Below are 18,074 nucleotides of genomic sequence, written 5' to 3'. Positions count from 1 at the left end.
GAGGAGGCATTGGGCCATAAACTTCTCGTTTGTTTGCCGGTTCTGCAGAAGAGGTCGCCAACGATGGGACAGAAAGCAGCTTCATTCTTTCACGATGAAAAATGCCTGTGGCATTCCGGAAAGCCACACGCCTTGATCTTTCCCATCGGCGGTTGGGTTCAGCCTCCAAATGCAGCCGCGTATGCCGAGTCACCCGACAGCAAACGCAGGCTGAAAAGCCTGATGGACGTGTCGGGCCTGACTTCGACGCTTGCAGTGAGCTCGGCCCCGACTGTCGAGTTCCCGGACCTCTTGCGTGTTCACACCGCGGAGTACCTTGACCGATTTGCCGCGCTGAGCGCCCGGGAAGGGGGCGAAGTCGGCATGGAGGCTTCGTTCGGGCCGGGCGGCTTTGACATCGCCCGCCTGTCGGCCGGGCTCGTGAGTGCGGCGGTCGAGACCGTGCTTTCCGGTGTGTCCCGAAATGCCTATGCGCTGTCGCGGCCACCTGGCCACCATTGCCTGCGAGACCAGGGGCTGGGCTTCTGCCTTCTCGCCAACATTGCGATCGCGGTCGAAAAGGCGATCGCCGAGCGTCAACTGAGCCGTGTCGCCGTGATTGACTGGGACGTGCATCACGGCAACGGAACCGAAGCTATTTTCTACGATCGCCCGGATGTTTTTACCATCTCGCTTCATCAAGACAGGTGCTTTCCCTCCGATAGCGGCAGCGCTACGGATCGCGGTGCCGGTCCTGGGGAAGGATACAACCTCAACATTCCCTTGCTTCCCGGTGGCGGGCACCAGAGCTACGTGGATGCGATGGAGATGATCGTCCTGTCAGCGTTAAGAAGATACCGTCCCGAACTTATCGTGATTGCCAGCGGCTATGACGCAAACGGTTTCGATCCGCTGTCGCGCATGATGGCGCACAGCGAGACGTACCGGTGGATGATGAACCAGGTCATGGCAGTGGCCGATGAGTTGTGCGACGGTCGCATTATCGTGGCGCACGAAGGCGGGTATTCGGAGGCATATGTCCCGTTTTGTGGCCATGCGCTGATCGAAGCGCTTGCAGGACACCGGACTGATGTTATCGATCCGGCGCTCCAGATGATCGTGGCACAACAGCCCGGGCGAGAGTTCACGCAGCTGCAAAAATCGCTGCTAGCCGAACAGGCACGGGCCCTCCGCCTAGCCTGATCCGCCTCCCCATCGCAAGTGTGGCGTCGTTGTCAACAGCGACGCCACACGCATCCGGCTGCGCTCAAAGCGAGACGCCGCCTCAATGGATTTGCGCCGCGCCAAAGCTGCATCTTTGCAGATGCTCCAGAAACAGAAGGAAAATCTCGCGCTCGGTCGTGATGTCCAGTTTATTGTAGATTCGCTTCTTGTGCACCTTCACCGTCTCGAGTGCACACCCTAGCCTCTCGGCTACGGTCCTGGTGGGGTATCCATCGATGATAGCGCAGATGATCTCGTGCTCTCGCTTGCTGACGATCCCCTTGAGAAATGAGCGTTTGTAAGCGTCCAGCGCGCGGATCGCCGGCGACCGCTGCTCGAGTACGCAGAGGCGCCCTCCCGGAGAAATGGCAAATGACGAATCCAGGCGCGAGATAAACAAGGTGCCGCCATCGGTTTCGATGCTGGCGTTTTCCAGATCGATTGACGTCCTGACGCTGCTCTCGAGCAATCGATCCGACTGGCAGGCCAGTCGCCACTCCCTGTTTGCGAACACGGTTTCGCCGGTGCGATCGAGGATCGCCACCGAATTGGGCTGCAATCGCGGCGGCGCCTTGCGAAGGACCGCATTGCGCAGGATCAGCTGGTTGTTGGCGCGGTGGAGCAGCGTGATGCCCGAATAGAGCTTCCGCACCTCCTTTACCGTCTGCTCGTTGAAGTTCCTGGTTCTTTCCATGAACAGAGCAACGGTTCTCCTGCCCGGCGAAGGAAGCAACACCCCAATCTCGTCGACCAGCCCCAGCGGGGCGTAAAAGTCACTGAAATAGGTGCCATAATTGCTCGATGCGCACAGCACTTCTTTCATAGCAATAACGCCGGGGCGACCTGTTTTCTGCCAGTATCGCGAGAGCGGGCAATTCGGGCTGAACAGTTGTTCGTAGGAGCGACATGTATCCTCAGGTGAATCGCACGGGTCTATACACACAGCCCGCCCATCGCGACCGAGTTGGTAGACCTGGGCGAAGTCGCTCGGGAATATTTTTCGAATGATATCAAGAACACCGCGATGAAAGCGGGGTGTGCCGAGTGTTGCGGCAAATTGCCCGAACACGGCTGCCGCCGTCCCTTCATCAATAACCATGCTCTCCCCCTGGTTATCACTGAGGCCGTTACCACTATCGTGGGATTCAACCGGCCCGGACGGTAAGTTAAAAATTGACAGAGGTCCAGTTTACGGACCCGAAGCGGGATCGGATTTCCCGAACATCTGGTTCATCAAAACAAGGGTCGGATATCTCTCGCAGAGTAACCGCAGAAAGACGGAACCGATCAGCGCATACTAGAAATGGGAGCGAACATTGAGCGGGAAGCTATTTATCCGAAACGAGTGGGTGGATGCCGTCAGCGGCCGAACGATCCCGTGCATCAATCCGGCCGATGAAACCGAGTTCGAGCGGGTGCCGGCTGCCGGTCCGGAAGACGTCGGTCGAGCGGTCAACGCCGCGCGCGCCGCGTTCGACGGCGGCTGGAAGCGGTCCAGCCCCGAGCTGCGGGGCAAGCTGCTGCGGGAGCTTGCCCGCAACATCCGTGCTGCTCGTGAACGGCTGGGCCAATTGGAGACGCGCGACAACGGCAAGCCGTTGCCCGAGGCGCTTTTCGACGTCGATACCGCCGCGCAGATCTTCGAGATGTACGCGGAGCTGGCCGAGCAGTTCGATGGATGGCACGGCACGAACCTCACGCTCCCGGTCGATTATTTGCAGACCACGGTCAAATATCAGCCGCTCGGCGTCGTGGCGCTGATCACGCCCTGGAACTTCCCGATCGAGCAGTTCACCTGGAAGGTCGCCGCGGCGATCGCGGCCGGATGCACCTGTGTCGTCAAACCGTCGGAAATCACCTCCTTAACGGCCCTGGCCTTGGCGGAGCTTGCGCAGAAGTCCGGCTTCCCGCCCGGCATCCTGAACGTCATCACCGGTTATGGCAGCGAGGCTGGGGAAGCGCTTGTGAACCATCCCGGCGTCGACAAGATCAGTTTCACGGGCAGCACGGCGACGGGCCGGCGCATCATGTCGCTTGCGGCACCAACATTGAAGCGTGTCAGCCTTGAATTGGGCGGCAAGTCACCGGTCATCGTTTTCGATGACGTGAAGATCGACCGGGCCGTCGAATGGGTGATGTTCGGGGCTTTTGTGAACCAGGGCCAGGTGTGCACCTCGACGTCACGCCTTCTGCTGCACGAAACCATTGCCCCGGCGTTTCTGGAAAAACTCAAGAAAGGGGCACGGTCGATCGTCGTTGGCGACGGACGCACGCCCGGCGTCCAGATGGGCCCGCTTGTCGGCGCCGAGCACTATCGGAAGGTGACGGACTATGTTGCAGCAGGGGTTCGCGAAGGGGCCGAACTCCTGACGGGTGGCGGGATGCCCAGTGGACTGAACCGGGGCTATTTCCTCGAGCCGACGATTTTCACCAATGTCGAGCCGCATATGTCGGTCTGGCGGGACGAGATCTTCGGGCCGGTCCTCAGCGTCAAGACCTTCAGAACCGAGGAAGAGGCGATCGCGCTTGCCAACGATACCGACTACGGCCTGGCCGCGACGGTGCTGTCCGAGGACACCGATCGCGCCGAACGGGTCATCGACCAGATCGACGCCGGCATTACCTGGCAGAACTGCAACCAGATGGTGGTGATGCAGGCCCCCTGGGGCGGCATGAAGAAAAGCGGCTTCGGCCGTGAGCTCGGCCGCTGGGGCATGGAAGCCTTCCTCGAGATCAAGCAGCGGACGCGTTGGCTGCCTGATGCCGGGCTTGGCTGGTACCAGCAGCCGGTTCCGTAACAATCATCCGCGGCCGCCGCAAAAATTCAGTCAATCAATGGAGACGACTTTGAACGTGAACTATCAGTACTCGGGTCATGAGGCCTGGGAACAGGACCGCCAGCACCTGATCCACCCCTTCAGCAGCCTTGCCGTCAATAAGGAAGAGGGTTGCACCGTCATGGCAGGCGCCGACGGCGTGCACGTCAGCGACGCCGAGGGCAATCGCTTCTACGACGGTATCGGCGGGCTTTGGTGCGTCAACGTCGGCTACGGCCGCACCGAGATCATCGACGCGATCGCCCAGCAGTTGCGTGAACTGCCGTTCTATTCCGCCTTCAACAATCTCACCAACAAGCCGGCGTCGGCGCTTGCTGCAAAGCTTGCCCAGTTGGCGCCCGGCCCCCTGAACCATGTCTTCTTCGGCACGGGTGGCTCGATCGCCAACGATTCCGCCGTCCGAATGGTCCATCACTATTTCAACCGCATCGGCAAGCCGTATCGCAAGAAGATCCTCTCGAGACAGAACGCCTATCATGGCAGCACGCACCTGACGATCGCATTGACGGGCCCGGTCTACCAGCATGGCTGGGACGGCGCGACCGACCTCGTCCACTACTTGTCGGCGCCACACAGCTACCGCAGGCCGGAAGGCGTGAGCGAGGAAGGCTTTTTGGATTTCCTGATCCAGGAAATGGAAGAGGCGATCCTGAAGCTGGGCCCCGACAATGTAGCAGCCTTCATTGCAGAACCCATCATGGGCGCCGGCGGCGTCATTGTGCCGCCCGAAGGCTATCACAAGCGCACCTGGGACCTCTGCCAGAAATACGGCCTCTTCTATATTTCCGACGAGGTCGTGACCGCCTTTGGCCGGCTTGGCCACATGTTTGCCTCTTACGACAAGTTCGGTATCCAGCCGGACATCATCTGCACCGCCAAAGGGATTTCCTCGGGCTACCAGCCGCTTTCGGCGACGATCGTCTCCGACGAGATCTTCGATGTGATCTCCCGCCCCGACGGGGCGTTCTATCATGGCTTCACCTACAGCTGCCATCCGGCGGCATGCGCCGCGGGCCTGAAGAACATTGAGATCCTCGAGCGCGAGGGGATTTGCGAGCGCGTCCGGAAAACAGGTCCGATCTTCCAGAGAACCTTGAAAAAGCTGGAAGAACTGGACCTCGTAGGTGAGGTCCGCGGCAGCCATTTCATGATGTGTATCGAGAACGTCGCCAACAAGGCGACGAAGCAACTCCTGCCGGCCGAGGCAAATGTCGGCAAGCGTATCGCGCAGAATTGCCAGAAACGGGGGCTGATCGTCAGACCGCTCGGCCACCTCAACATCATGTCGCCGCCGCTGATCTTGAACGAGGCTCAGATCGAAGAGATCGGCGACATCACGCACAAGGCGATCGTTGCCACGATGGACGATCTTACGCGGGAAGGCTTGCTGTAACGGGCCTGCCCCGCAAGCAACTGGGAGAAACTATCGCATGAATTCAGTCAATATGGCCGACTTTGCCAAGGCCTCACGCGATACGGCGGCGATAGATATTGCCGGCGTCGTGAAAGCGTTCGGGTACGGCGAGGCAAGATTTGTCGCGTTGAAGAACATCTCGATGACGATCCGGGACAACGAGTTCTTTACGCTGCTTGGACCGTCTGGATGCGGCAAGACGACACTGCTGCGCATCCTTGCCGGCTTCGAAGCGGTGACCGAAGGGAAGGTTTCGCTGTTCGGCGAGAACATTGCCCGCCTTCCTCCCAACAAGCGGTCCGTCAACACGGTGTTCCAGCACTACGCTCTGTTCCCGCACATGACGGTCGCGGAGAATGTCGCCTATGGGCTGCGCCGCCTGAAGCGACCGGCCGACGAGATTCGCCAGACCGTCGAGCGGTCGCTACAGCTGGTGAAGATGCAAAGGTTCAGCGATCGCCGGCCCGGCCAGCTGTCGGGTGGCCAACAGCAACGCGTCGCCCTTGCGCGCGCGCTTGCTCCCCAGCCGAAAGTACTGCTGCTGGACGAACCGCTGTCGGCGCTGGACCTGAAGCTCCGGCAAGCCATGCGCACGGAGCTGAAGCAGCTGCAGAAGGCGACCGGCATCACGTTCGTGTTCGTCACCCATGACCAGGAAGAAGCTTTGTCCATGAGTGATCGCATCGCGGTCATGTCGGAAGGGCATGTCCAGCAGGTGGGAACGCCGACCGACATCTATGAGCACCCGGTTAATCGGTTCGTAGCGTCCTTTATTGGCGATGCAAACTTTATCGAGACCACGATCGAGACGGTCGAAGGCGGGATCGCGACGTGCCGCACCCGGCGCGGACTGGCGCTTAACGTGGCCAATCTGTGCAACCACCGTCCCGGCGACAAGGCGACCCTTTTCCTGCGCCCGGAAAAGCTGCGGCTATCCTCGTCAGGCAGCGGCGTCACCTCGGGCAAGATCCAGCTCGTCGACTATCTCGGGCAAACGACCGTGTATGGCGTCGACATTGGCGAAGAGGCACCCATCCTGGTCAATGCGAGCAACCAGGACAACGGCGATTTCACCTATGGGCCTGGCGATCCTGTCTCCGTGGACTTTGGGTCCAGTGCACTGCGGATGGTGGCCCAATGATAGAGTTGCCGAAAAGTCCAGCCGTCCGGCGCGCCTTGGGCCTCGGGCCGGCGCTGACCACCGTCACATTATTCATGCTGATCCCCGTCCTGATCATGGCAGTCTATTCGCTGCTGGAGGCGAACCCTTTCGGCGGGATCTACTGGCGCTTTTCTTCGGAAGCGTATTTTCAGTTCCTGTTCGACCGGGACCTGATGGACAACGTCGTGTTCAATTGGAGTTACCTCCTTATTGTCGGGCGTTCGCTCGTGCTGGCGGCCATCACGACAGGGCTCTGCCTGATCGCGGGCTTTCCCGTGGCCTATTTCATCGTCCGACGTCCGCCGGATCAGCGGAATCTGTGGATTTTTCTCATCACGATCCCGTTCTAGACGAACCAGCTGGTCCGCACCTTCGCCTGGATCATCATTCTTGGCCGCAACGGCACGATAGAGTTGCCGTTTCGCTGGCTGGGCCTGCTGGCTCCCGACCAGACATTCGGATTGATGTACACCGACTTCGCCATCGCGGTCGGCCTGACCTATGCCTTTGTGCCGATCATGGTCCTGCCGATCTATGCCAGCCTGGAGAAACTGGATTTCCGCCTGATCGAGGCCTCCGCGGACCTCTACTCCAACACCTATGAGACCTTCTGTCAGGTGATCATCCCGCTAACGAAGCCGGGCATCATTGCCGGGTCGATCCTTGTTTTGATCCCCAGCATCGGGGCATTCATCCAGCCCGACCTCTTGGGCGGTGGCAAGAAGCTGATGTTGGGCAGTCTAGTGCAGTTCCAGTTCGCGACGGCGCGCAACTGGCCGTTCGGAGCGGCGGTGGCGATGATCCTGCTGGCTTTCGTGATCTTGTGCCTCGTCTTTTATGCGCGCGCCGCCCGACGCTCGGGTGTTGAGCAGGGAGTTGCTGTTCATGGCTAAAGTCGCTCAAGGCAGAAAATATCGGCGGGTCGGCGACGTGTGGCTGCTCACGCCCTGGGCTTATGGGTTCATGGTGTTCCTTTACCTGCCCATCGCCATTCTGATCCTGTATTCCTTCAATGCCAGCACGCTGGTGATGGTGTGGTCCGGGTTCAGCCTCGACTGGTACGCAAAGGTCTACGCAAACAGCGACATCCGCAATGCTGCAGCCAATTCGCTGATTGTCGCCACGGTCGCAACGCTTGCCGCGACCACCATCGCCACGCTCGCCGCGTTGGTGCTGGTACGCGGCGGCAGGTTCAAGGGGCGCGGCGCGGCCGCCGCGCTGATCTCCCTGCCCCTGATGGTGCCAGAGATCGTGACCGCCGTGGCGGTGCTGATAGTCTTCGCCGGCGCGGGGATCTCACTAGGGCTCGGCAACGTGATCATCGCTCATATCACGTTCTGCATTCCCTTCGCGTTCATGCCGATCCGCGCACGGCTCGAGGGAATGGACACCACGCTTGAGCAGGCCTCCGCCGACCTCTACGGGTCCGACTGGGACACGTTCCGCCATGTGACCCTGCCGCTCATGATGCCGGGCATTCTGGCGGGCGCCATGCTGGCCTTCGTGATCTCCCTCGACGACTTCATCATCACGATGATGGTCGCAGGCGCCGGAGCAACCACCTTGCCGGTCTATATCTACAGCATGATCAGGCAGGGGGTAACGCCTGAAGTCAACGCCGTATCGACCCTGCTCTTGCTGGCGTCCCTCGTGCTCGTCACGCTCTACTGGATCGTGACGCGAAGAAAGAGCGACAGCTAGATACCGCCAAACACCAACTAACTTCCAAAAAAAGGGGAACTACATGAAACACGCGCTTTTTTCTTCCTTTGTCGCACCCTTCGCGTTGACTGCAACGCTGGTCAAGGCCGAGGAACAACTCTTCATCTACAACTGGACAGATTACACGTCGCCCGAGGTCGTGAAGAAGTTCGAGGCGCAAACCGGCATCAAGGTGACGGTGGACACCTACGACTCGAACGAGACGCTGCTTGCCAAATTGAAGGCCGGTTCATCAGGTTACGACGTCATCATCCCGTCGCACAACTTCGTTCCCATCCTCATCCATGAAGGACTGGTACAGAAGTATGATGCGAAGGCGCTGCCAAACTTCGGCAATATCGAAGAGCGGTGGGTCAATGCCGAATGGGACCCCGAGCAGCAGTACACCGTACCGTTCCACTGGGGGACCACGTCAATCGCCTATCGGGAGGATCTTTACGGCAAGAAGCTGGAATCGCTGGGCGAATTTTTCAAGCCCGACCCGAGCCTGATTGGCCGTATCAGCGTCTTCAAGACGCCTGAGGAGGTGGTGAACCTTGCCCATCTCTATTTGGGCCAGGAGACCTGCAATGCCGATCCCGCTCAGATGCAGAAGGTGCTGGACCTGCTCCTGGGACAGAAGCCGGCGGTCAACACCTATAGTTCGGAAGGCTTGAACGACCGTTTGATCAACGGCGATTCCGTGTTCACGACGCAGTGGAACGGCTATGCGCTGAAGGGACGCGTGGAGGCGGCCAAGAGCAACAAGGTCGTCAGCTATGCCTACCCGAAAGAGGGGGTCATCGGCTGGATGGACACGATGATGATCCCAACGACGGCTTCCAACGTCGAAAACGCCAAAAAATTCATCAACTTCATGCTGGACCCTGAGAACATGGCCGTCCAGTCAAATTTCACCGGGTACTCAAACACCATCAAGGGTTCGCAGGCCTTCCAGACTGAGGAACTAAGGACGTCGCCGGAAACGAACGTGCCTGAAACCGCAAAGATCGTGTTTTCGCGCGCATGCGATAGCCTGTCGCAGAGGCTGATCGACAAGGTTTGGACCAACGTTCTCAAGTAATGGCGTTCCAATAGCACTGAAAGATAACGCCGCGGCAAACCGAGGCGTTATCGACAGAGACCCATCGTATCGATCAGAAAGAACAGGCATGCGGAAAGCTTCAGGGCGATGATGATTTATCTATCTCGCCTTCTTGCGGACCGCAGATTGGACCTGAAGGGTGCCGTCGAGAGCGCCAACTAGCGCATCCGCCGCTTCGTGCCGGCGACACGGATCGGGCCACGTTAGAACCAACTTGAAGCCTCGCCCGTCACCTCAATTCCCTGTGACCCCCCCTACCCGGCACACACCCAAGATAGACTTGCGTTCGCAGCCCGCCTCACAGCGCAAGAGCATCCCGTAGAGATCTCGCGGTTCATCGTGATCGGCAAGCAGGTCTAGCAGTCACCGTCGCCGAGGCGGTTGCATTCCGAGTGGCATACCCAGGCGCCTGTCTCTGGTATGGAAGAGGTGACATTCCGTCGACAGCCACCACTAGCCCTGTCAACTCGCGCGCAGAGCGACAACCGTTGTGCGCGCCGTTGACGGGGTCAATGCGCGCCCAGTTGCACCTCCATCTCGGCCGGCGAACTCTATTCAGTTTCGCCGCCATTCCGCAGGCTGAAAGAGCTGACCGGCCACCGACGGCTTCATCCCGCTATTCCGCTCCAGTCTTTACACCAGACTGTTGTGTTCCGCGCACCCGAGACGTTCTTCTTGAGCCGACGCGCTGCCTGCTGATGCCTTTCCGGTTCACTCACATCGCGGATGTCGTTGACATGGGCAATATGTCACTTATAAGACATGTGTAGACAATTGTATGGCTGGTGCACGTGAGGAGCAGCCGCTGCTTCAGGTCCGCAAGCCGCTCAGCGCGTGTCTAGAGATGAAATTTATGGGGGAGAAAATTGTGTCGAGTTTGAAGAAAGCATTCATCGCAGCCGCGATCTGCCTGCTGCCGATCTCTGGGCAAGCGGCGGAGGTGACGTGGCGCGTGCCGACGTCGGTACCGGAAGGGTCGCCGTTCTATGTCAACTTCCTTCAGCGGTTTGCCAAGAACGTAGACGTCATGACCGAAGGGCGGGTCGCGATTGAACCGTATGGCGCCGGCGTGATCGTGCCTGCATTGCAGGTGTACGATGCAGTTGTTGATGGCACGGTTGAGGCGGGCCATTCTTCCCCGACCTATCTGCTCAACAAGGATCCAATCAACGGAATCTTTGCGGGCTTCCCGGGGGGCATGGGCCCTGAGGCTTTCATCAGCTGGATTTACGAGGGCGGCGGCGAAAAGCGCCTCAAGGAACTGCGCGAAGGCGAAGGTTTCCACAGCATGATCGTGGGCATCGGTTCGACCGAGATTCTTGCCCATTCCAACGTGCCGATCCGCTCCAAGGACGATTTGAAGGGATTGAAGTATCGCACGTCCGGCCCCTGGGCCGAGGTGATGCGTGACTACTTCGAGGCGGTGCCGACGGTTGTTCCGGCTGGCGAGACCTATACCCTCCTGCAGCGCAAGGGCGTGGACGCGGTGGAGTGGGCTCCGCCATCGGCAAACCTTTCGGAAGGCTTTCACCAGGTCGCCAAGTACATCGTCGTGCCGGGCGTCCATCAGCCCAGCTTTCTTTGGGAAGTCGTGACGACGAAAGAGACCTGGGACAAGCTGCCCGATGATCTGAAGGCGAAATTGGAGGCTGCTGCAAAGCTCACCACCTACGAGGGCCTCACCAACTTCTATGCCGCCGACATCAAGGCGATGGCCGAGTATCGCTCCGGCGCTAACGAGATCATCACCCTCAGCCCAGAATTCGTTACCGAGTTGGCGGATGCCGGACGCAAGTGGGCGCAGAAGAAGGCCGACGAGCAAAAGGCTTCCGGCAAGCCGACGATGTCTGAAATCCTGGCTGATTACCTCGCCTTCCGGGATGCCTGGAACAAGGAGCGTAGCTACCTGATCACGGAATGAATGGAGTTGGGCGGGCACCTGGCGCCCGCCCAAATTGGTTCAAGAAAATGTGGGGGAGCTATTTGCAATCGATCTTTAGAGCTGTTGATCGTCTGAGCTTGCTGGCGGCCTATTTGGCGCAGGCCATCTTGGTTTTGCTTGTTCTGGCGATGATGTATGAAGTTTTGGCGCGGTATTTGTTCAATGCCCCGACCATCTGGGCGTTCGATGTGTCCTACATGCTGACCGGCGTGATGTTCATTCTGGGCACCAGTTGGACGACCAAAGAGGATGGTCATGTACGGATCGATTTCCTCGTCCAGCGTCTGCCCGCGAGGCTGTCGGCTTTGTTGAACGGGCTCATCTATTTTCTTCTTTTGACACCCTTGTTGGCGGCGCTGTCCTGGAGCGCCTGGCGGAAGGCCTTGCGGGCCATCGCGACCGGAGAGGTCGAGTCGGTCAGCGTATGGGCGCCGCCGATGTGGCCGTTCTTCCTCGCGCTTGCTATCGGCCTCACGCTATTGGCGCTGCAGGTCGCCGTCGAAGGGCTGCGTTCGCTTCACAACGCAAAATCGGACTGACTGTTTCAATGAAAGCGCTAATTCCCGCCCTCATGTTTCCGGCGCTCTTCCTGCTCATCTTCGCAGGCATCCCGGTTTCCTTCTCACTGATGCTCGTTTCGGTCGCGGCTGGGTGGTTTATCTTCGGTGACGTGCTGTTCCAGCAGCTGTTTGGCGCCGTTCACTCGGTTGCATCGAACTTCATTCTCGCGTCCATCCCGCTCTTCGTGTTGATGGGCTCCATCCTCGAGCGCTCCGGCGTCGCGTCGCGCCTTTTTCAGGCCATGCAGATCTGGCTCGGCCGTTTGCCTGGCGGCCTGGCATTGGCGACAATAGCCATGGGTGCGATATTCGCGGCCGCATCGGGGATTGTCGGCGCAGTCGAGATCGTTATCGGTCTTATGGCGATCCCCACGATGCGGGCGTTCAAATACAATAATGCGTTGATATCCGGGACGATATGCGCCGGCGGTTCACTCGGCACAATCATTCCGCCGACGGTGATCGCGGTCGTCTACGCGGCGCTTGCACAGCTCTCGATTGGAGAATTGTTCGCTGCCGTGATCTTGCCGGGTGCGATCATGGTTCTGTTGTTTGGCGCATATGTCGTGCTGCGCTGCGTGATATGGCCGGAAGACGGTCCACCGATCAGCTCCGAACTCGACAAGCCGCTTGGCGAAAAGCTCTGGATCACCTTCACCGCGCTGTTTCCCGCGATGATCCTGATAACCGCTGTTCTCGGCTCAATGCTATCGGGAATCGCGTCGCCGACGGAGGCAGCCGCCGTCGGTGTGACTGGCGCTCTTCTCCTCGCGCTATGCTATCGCGAAATGTCCTGGAAGGTACTTCGCGAGTGCTTGTCCAGCACTATCAATATCTCGGCGATGATACTGCTGATCGTGGTTGGCGGTACGATGTTCACCGGCATTTTCGCTGCCGGCAAAGGCAGTCAGTTAATCTTGTCCCTCGTAGAAAGCATAGGGGGCGGCAATTTCGAGATCATCGCATTCTTCCTCTTCATTGTTTTCATTCTCGGGTTCATTCTCGATTGGATATCGATCATTCTGATCTGTGTCCCGATCTTCACACCGGTGATCAGGGCGGCGGGAATCGATCCGATCTGGTTTGCTGCCATGGTTCTGGTGACGATCCAAACCAGCTACCTCACCCCGCCGATGGCGCCTTCGATTTTCTATCTTAGGTCGATTGCGCCGAAGGATATCACCTACAAAGAGATGTATTGGGGTGTGATACCATTTATCGCACTGCAGTTCGTGACTTTGTTCATCGTAGCGCTTGTTCCGGCCACAGCGACCTGGTTGCCAAAACTTCTCGTCGGCTTCTGAAGTGCCGACCTATTGGACCGCCCAAAGTATCAGTTGGGGGAAGAGTTTTCTGGCCTATCTGGGGGAAGCGGTCTGTCGTCGCTTCCCCCATTTTTCCATGGGATCGGTACCTTGCTGCCGATCGCACCCTGGGGGCGAAACTTTTTGTAGCCTCTGCACAAGCCTCCATCTTGTCGCCGGCTCCGCAAGGGTGAGGAACGCGAAGGTTGGGGCACTGCTTTCGCTCCTGGACCTGCGACGCGAGCTGCTTTTCGACGCCGCCGGGCAGCTTGGCCGGATCAACGGTGAGACGTGTATGAGCCGACAGATGTCGAACCTCCGATTGCCGCCCACAGGAAGCGATTGCTGCAAGCCGTGACGCAGCCACCTGCTCGCCAGCAAGCGGGCGCTGCGACGGGAGCAACAAGAAGAACTTGCCTAAGTGCGCCAATTTCTTCGTTTTCAGCAGTGGGGTCCACGGGCATCTTCTAAATCGCCTCATGGAGATCGTGTGATGACGAAAGCACTTGTTACGGGGGCGACGCGTGCCCCCGGACGCGCGATCGCAACCACGCTCGCTAAAAAGGGCTGGGAAGTGCATGCTCTCGGTCGTGATCGGGTCGCGCTGGAAGACATGCGCGGCGATCACGGGATCATGCCGCTGGCCATGGACCTGACGGACCGCGAGTACGTTCGTTCCGTCGCAGGAGCGATGGAGCCCTCGGTCGTCGTTCACGCGGCGCTTCGCTGGCCCGAGGAAACCCGTTTTCTAAAGCTTGCCGAAGCCGACATTGATATGGCCCTCGAGGTCAACCTGTCCGCGACGCTGCACGTCACGCGTGCTGTCCTGCCCTCCATGATCGAACGTGGCCGCGGCGCATTCGTCATGCTCTCCCTCGATTATGCGGACGCCGAAAGCACGGTTGAGCGGGCAACCGCTGGAGCCATTGACGGTCTTGCCCGCGCCCTGGCGGACGAGGTCAACGGCAGTGGGGTTTTCGTTCACCGCCTTGCTTTGGGAAAGGGGCCTTTCCAGCAGCTGGGATCGCAGGTCCTGGCGCTGTTGTCGACATCCGGCTTTCAAACAGACACCATCGAACGACAGGAATATTGAAATGGAACGTAATGGAGGGCAGTTGCTTGTCGAGTGCCTCTTGGCGCTGGGGGCGACGAAGAGTTTCGGGGTACCAGGGGAAAGTTATCTGGCGGTGCTCGATGCACTGCACGACACCGCAGGACGCCTCGATTTCATTCTGTGTCGTAATGAAGGCGGCGCCGCGTTCATGGCGGCGGCCTATGGAAAGCTGACCGGCCAGCCCGGCATCTGCTTCGTGACCCGTGGCCCGGGTGCGACCAACGCCTCGATCGGTGTCCACACCGCCATGCAGGATTCCGCCCCGATGATCCTTTTTGTCGGCCAGGTCGGAACCGACATGAAAGGCCGGGAGGCCTTTCAGGAACTGGATTACAAGGCCGTTTTCGGCACCATGGCCAAGTGGGCCGTCGAGATCGACCAGGTCGAGCGCATCCCGGAAATCATCTCGCGCGCGTGGACTCTTGCTGTTTCGGGCCGTCCCGGTCCGATCGTGATCGCACTGCCAGAGGACATGTTGACTTCGCTCACCGAGGCCGCGCCGCTTTCCGGTCCCCTCGAGCTCGCCGAGCCCGCGCCGTCGGCTTCGACCATGCAGCGCCTGCGTAAGATGCTGGAAGGCGCAAAACGTCCCGTCATCCTTTATGGCGGCTGCAACTGGGCCGAGGGCTCGATGGCCGCCGTTCAGCGGTTTGCCGAGGCTTCCGACATTCCGGTCGTTTCCGTTTTCCGATACCAGGACCAGTACGACAACGCCTCGCCGACGTTCTGTGGCGAAGCCGGTGTCGGCATGGTCGCCTCGGTCAAGGAACTGCTGCGCGACGCCGATGTCATTGTTGCGATCAACAACCGCTTCGGGGAGAACTCAACGGACGGCTATACGCTGTTCGATGTGCCGCAGCCCCGACAGCAGATCATTCATGTTCACGGTTCCGACCTGGAGATCGGCAAGGTTTACCGACCGGCGCTCGGCATTCACGCCGGTCCAAATGCCTTCGCCGAAGCACTGGGCACCCTCGAGCCCGTCAGGGGTGGGTGGGCGGAGTGGCGCGGCAAGGGACGCGCAGCCTATGAGAAGGGCTTCGACCTTCCTGACCTGCCCTCGCCGGTCGACATGGGCAAGGTCACGGCTCTCCTGAACGACATCCTGCCGGAAGATGTCATCCTGACCAATGGCGCAGGCAACTTCACGGTTTGGCCCAACAAGTTCTTCAAGTTCGGCCCCAAGGCGCGCCTTCTCGCCCCGCAATCGGGTGCTATGGGCTATGGCGTCCCGGCCGCAGTGGCTGCCAAAATTGCCCATCCCGAGCGCACCGTTGTCTGCTTTGCCGGCGACGGCGACTTCCAGATGAATTGCCAGGAGCTGGCGACTGCCCTCCAGCATGGGGCGCAGCCGATCATCCTGCTAATCAACAACGGCATCTACGGCACGATCCGAGCCCATCAGGAGCGGCATTACCCGGAGCGTGTTTGCGGCACGACGATGGTCAATCCGGATTTCGTGACGCTGGCAAATTCATACGGCTTCCATGCCGAGCGCGTGGAAGCGACTGCGGACTTTGCGGCTGCTTTCGAGCGCGCCCGGGCATCGAAGACCGGCGCCCTTCTCGACCTCAGTATTTCGCCTGAGGCGCTGACCCCGCGCCAGACGCTGAGCCAGATGCGCAAGGCCGCCCTTTCTGCAAAGGAAACCGCATGACACAGCGTCAAGACATCCGCCTCGGTGCCGATATCGGCGGCACATTTACCGACATCGCGCTGGACGTGCGGGGCAAGCTCTTCTCGACGAAGGTGCTGACCAATTATTCGGCACCCGAACAGGCGATCCTCGACGGTGTCGAAGTCGTCACCAGGGATGCGGGGATCGCGCCGAAGGACATCGACATCGTCATCCACGGGACGACGCTCGCCACGAACGCACTTATCGAACGCCGCGGGGCCAGGACGGCGCTCATCACCACGGAAGGCTTTCGTGACGTCATCGAGATGCGCACGGAAAGCCGTTTCGAGCAGTACGACCTCAGCCTCGTGCTGCCGAAGCCGCTCATCCCGCGCGAGGATCGCTTTCCGGTCAAGGGACGCATCGACGCGCAGGGCAGAGAGCTTCAGGCGCTTGATGAAGCGGCACTGGAAGGTCTGGCGGACGTTATCGCGGAGCGCGGTTTCGGCGCCGTGGCCATCGGGTTTATCCATTCCTACATGAACCCGTCACATGAGGAGCGCGCCCGCGAAATTCTCTCGAGAAAACTCTCGATCCCGATTTCGATCTCGGCGGAAGTGTCGCCGCAGATGCGCGAGTTCGAACGGTTCAACACGGTCTGCGCCAATGCCTATGTGCGCCCGCAGATGTCCGACTACCTGTCGCGCCTGCAGGTGCGGTTAAAGGACATGGGTGCAGACTGCCCGGTCTTCATGATTCACTCGGGCGGGGGGCTGATTTCCGTTGAGACGGCGTCCGAGTTTCCAGTTCGCCTCGTTGAATCCGGTCCGGCGGGCGGTGCGATCTTCGCAGCCGACATCGCCCGTCGCTTCAGCCTCGACCGCGTCGTCTCGTATGACATGGGCGGCACGACCGCGAAGATCTGCCTCATTGAGGACTATGAGCCCCAGACAGCGCGCACCTTCGAGGTGGCCCGCACCTATCGTTTCTGCAAGGGGTCGGGTATGCCGATCTCCATTCCGGTGATCGAGATGATCGAGATCGGCGCAGGCGGCGGTTCCATTGCCTGGGTCGATGCCATGGGTCGGATCCAGGTCGGTCCGGAATCGGCGGCATCGGAGCCGGGTCCGGCCTGCTATCAACGCGGCGGCAATCGACCGGCGATCACCGATGCGGATCTGGTGCTCGGCAAGCTCGATCCGGACAACTTCGCCGGCGGCAAGATCAGGCTTTCGGTCGATGACGCCAGTGCGGCGATTGCGCGCGATGTCGGCGAAAAGTTGAAGCTCGCCGCCGAGGCCGCCTCCTTCGGTATCGTCGAGGTGGTAGACGAGAACATGGCCAATGCGGCTCGCGTCCATGCGGTCGAAAACGGCAAGAACATCTCGGAAAACATCATGATCGCCTTCGGCGGTGCGGCACCCCTTCACGCTGCCCGTCTTTGCGAGAAGCTCGGCGTGAGCCAGTGCCTCATCCCGCAAGGGGCGGGCGTGGGCTCGGCGATCGGCTTCCTGAAGGCGCCGTTCGGCTACGAAGCGCTCGCCTCCAAGATCATGGGCCTATCGAGGTTCGACGCCGGGGCGGTCAATGTCATGCTCGATGAATTGAAGGCGACCGCCGAAGGCTTCGTGCGCGCCGGGACGAATGGCGCGATCGTGCGCGAGATCACCGCCTTCATGCGCTATGCGGGCCAGGGCTGGGAAATTCCTGTGGCGTTGCCCGACCGCGCCTTCACTCAAGCGGATACGGCCATGATCGAAGCGGCCTTCAAGGAGCGGTACGCTCAGTTTTTCGGCCGCGCGGTTGAAGGTCCTGAAATCGAATTCGTCACCTGGTCGGTCAAGGCGCAGGACGTCCGCTCCGAAGGCGAACGCTGTGCACTCGAAACCGACGGCGCTGTGGCCTCCATGCGCGAGACGAGGGCCGTCTTCGATCCCGCCTCGGGCAAGATGCTGGAAACCGCGATCGTGCCGCGCGAGACGCTGGCGCCGGGCATGCGTGTCGTCGGCCCGGCCGTCATCGTCGAGAGGGAGACCTCCACCATCGTCACATCGCCGTTCGATGCCGTCATCCAGATCGACGGCACCATTCTTCTCGTGCGCAAGGGTCATTGA

Annotated in this window: 15 protein-coding genes; 14 read left to right on the top strand and 1 reads right to left on the bottom strand. The window is 60.0% G+C overall.

What is annotated here, in order from left to right:
* Positions 1 to 63: 63 nt before the first annotated feature.
* Positions 64 to 1,182, top strand: coding sequence for a histone deacetylase-like amidohydrolase (locus tag JNC62_RS02755; protein ID WP_374835747.1), 1,119 nt, complete (start codon positions 64 to 66; stop codon positions 1,180 to 1,182).
* Positions 1,183 to 1,264: 82 nt separating this feature from the next.
* Here the strand turns inward: JNC62_RS02755 and JNC62_RS02750 are convergent, their stop codons facing one another.
* Positions 1,265 to 2,302 (bottom strand): helix-turn-helix transcriptional regulator, encoded by a 1,038-nt coding sequence (locus JNC62_RS02750; RefSeq protein ID WP_374835746.1) that lies wholly within the window; start codon positions 2,300 to 2,302, stop codon positions 1,265 to 1,267.
* A 217-nt stretch (positions 2,303 to 2,519) separates the two neighbouring features.
* On the opposite strand from JNC62_RS02750, the gene JNC62_RS02745 reads away from it, so the two are divergent.
* The 13 genes from JNC62_RS02745 to JNC62_RS02685 all read left to right on the top strand — a co-directional run bounded on the left by JNC62_RS02745 (position 2,520) and on the right by JNC62_RS02685 (position 18,074).
* Complete coding sequence (locus JNC62_RS02745; protein ID WP_374835744.1) at positions 2,520 to 4,001, top strand: aldehyde dehydrogenase family protein; 1,482 nt, start codon at positions 2,520 to 2,522, stop codon at positions 3,999 to 4,001.
* Positions 4,002 to 4,056: 55 nt separating this feature from the next.
* A complete protein-coding gene (locus JNC62_RS02740; protein WP_374836318.1) occupies positions 4,057 to 5,433 on the top strand; it encodes an aminotransferase in 1,377 nt (458 codons plus the stop codon).
* Complete coding sequence (locus tag JNC62_RS02735) at positions 5,393 to 6,595, top strand: ABC transporter ATP-binding protein (RefSeq protein WP_374835742.1); 1,203 nt, start codon at positions 5,393 to 5,395, stop codon at positions 6,593 to 6,595. The genes JNC62_RS02740 and JNC62_RS02735 overlap by 41 nt, the downstream gene beginning before the upstream one ends.
* Positions 6,596 to 6,630: 35 nt before the next feature.
* Positions 6,631 to 6,966, top strand: a complete 336-nt coding sequence (locus tag JNC62_RS02730; protein WP_374835741.1) for an ABC transporter permease family protein — start codon at positions 6,631 to 6,633, stop codon at positions 6,964 to 6,966.
* A 63-nt stretch (positions 6,967 to 7,029) separates the two neighbouring features.
* Entirely contained in the window at positions 7,030 to 7,509 is a 480-nt protein-coding gene (locus JNC62_RS02725) for an ABC transporter permease (RefSeq protein WP_374835739.1), read from the top strand.
* Positions 7,502 to 8,317, top strand: coding sequence for an ABC transporter permease (locus tag JNC62_RS02720; protein WP_374835738.1), 816 nt, complete (start codon positions 7,502 to 7,504; stop codon positions 8,315 to 8,317). The genes JNC62_RS02725 and JNC62_RS02720 overlap by 8 nt, the downstream gene beginning before the upstream one ends.
* A 43-nt stretch (positions 8,318 to 8,360) precedes the next feature.
* A complete protein-coding gene (locus tag JNC62_RS02715) occupies positions 8,361 to 9,401 on the top strand; it encodes an extracellular solute-binding protein (RefSeq protein WP_374835736.1) in 1,041 nt (346 codons plus the stop codon).
* 799 nt (positions 9,402 to 10,200) lie between these two features.
* Positions 10,201 to 11,343, top strand: a complete 1,143-nt coding sequence (dctP, locus tag JNC62_RS02710) for a TRAP transporter substrate-binding protein DctP (protein WP_374835735.1) — start codon at positions 10,201 to 10,203, stop codon at positions 11,341 to 11,343.
* Between the two features lie 62 nt (positions 11,344 to 11,405).
* The gene (locus JNC62_RS02705) at positions 11,406 to 11,903 is read left to right on the top strand and encodes a TRAP transporter small permease subunit (RefSeq protein ID WP_374835733.1); all 498 of its coding nucleotides are present in this window, start codon (positions 11,406 to 11,408) and stop codon (positions 11,901 to 11,903) included.
* A gap of 8 nt (positions 11,904 to 11,911) precedes the next feature.
* On the top strand, positions 11,912 to 13,228 hold the full coding sequence (locus JNC62_RS02700) for a TRAP transporter large permease (protein ID WP_374835732.1): 1,317 nt from the start codon (positions 11,912 to 11,914) through the stop codon (positions 13,226 to 13,228).
* 493 nt (positions 13,229 to 13,721) lie between these two features.
* Entirely contained in the window at positions 13,722 to 14,321 is a 600-nt protein-coding gene (locus JNC62_RS02695; RefSeq protein WP_374835730.1) for an SDR family oxidoreductase, read from the top strand.
* 1 nt (position 14,322) lies between these two features.
* A complete protein-coding gene (locus tag JNC62_RS02690) occupies positions 14,323 to 15,999 on the top strand; it encodes a thiamine pyrophosphate-dependent enzyme (RefSeq protein WP_374835728.1) in 1,677 nt (558 codons plus the stop codon).
* Entirely contained in the window at positions 15,996 to 18,074 is a 2,079-nt protein-coding gene (locus JNC62_RS02685; protein WP_374835727.1) for a hydantoinase/oxoprolinase family protein, read from the top strand. Before JNC62_RS02690 ends, JNC62_RS02685 begins: the two co-directional genes overlap by 4 nt.

The sequence above is a fragment of the Mycoplana ramosa genome (assembly GCF_041930185.1).
Classification (GTDB): domain Bacteria; phylum Pseudomonadota; class Alphaproteobacteria; order Rhizobiales; family Rhizobiaceae; genus Mycoplana; species Mycoplana ramosa.
This window is presented reverse-complemented; position numbering and strand designations above follow the sequence as displayed.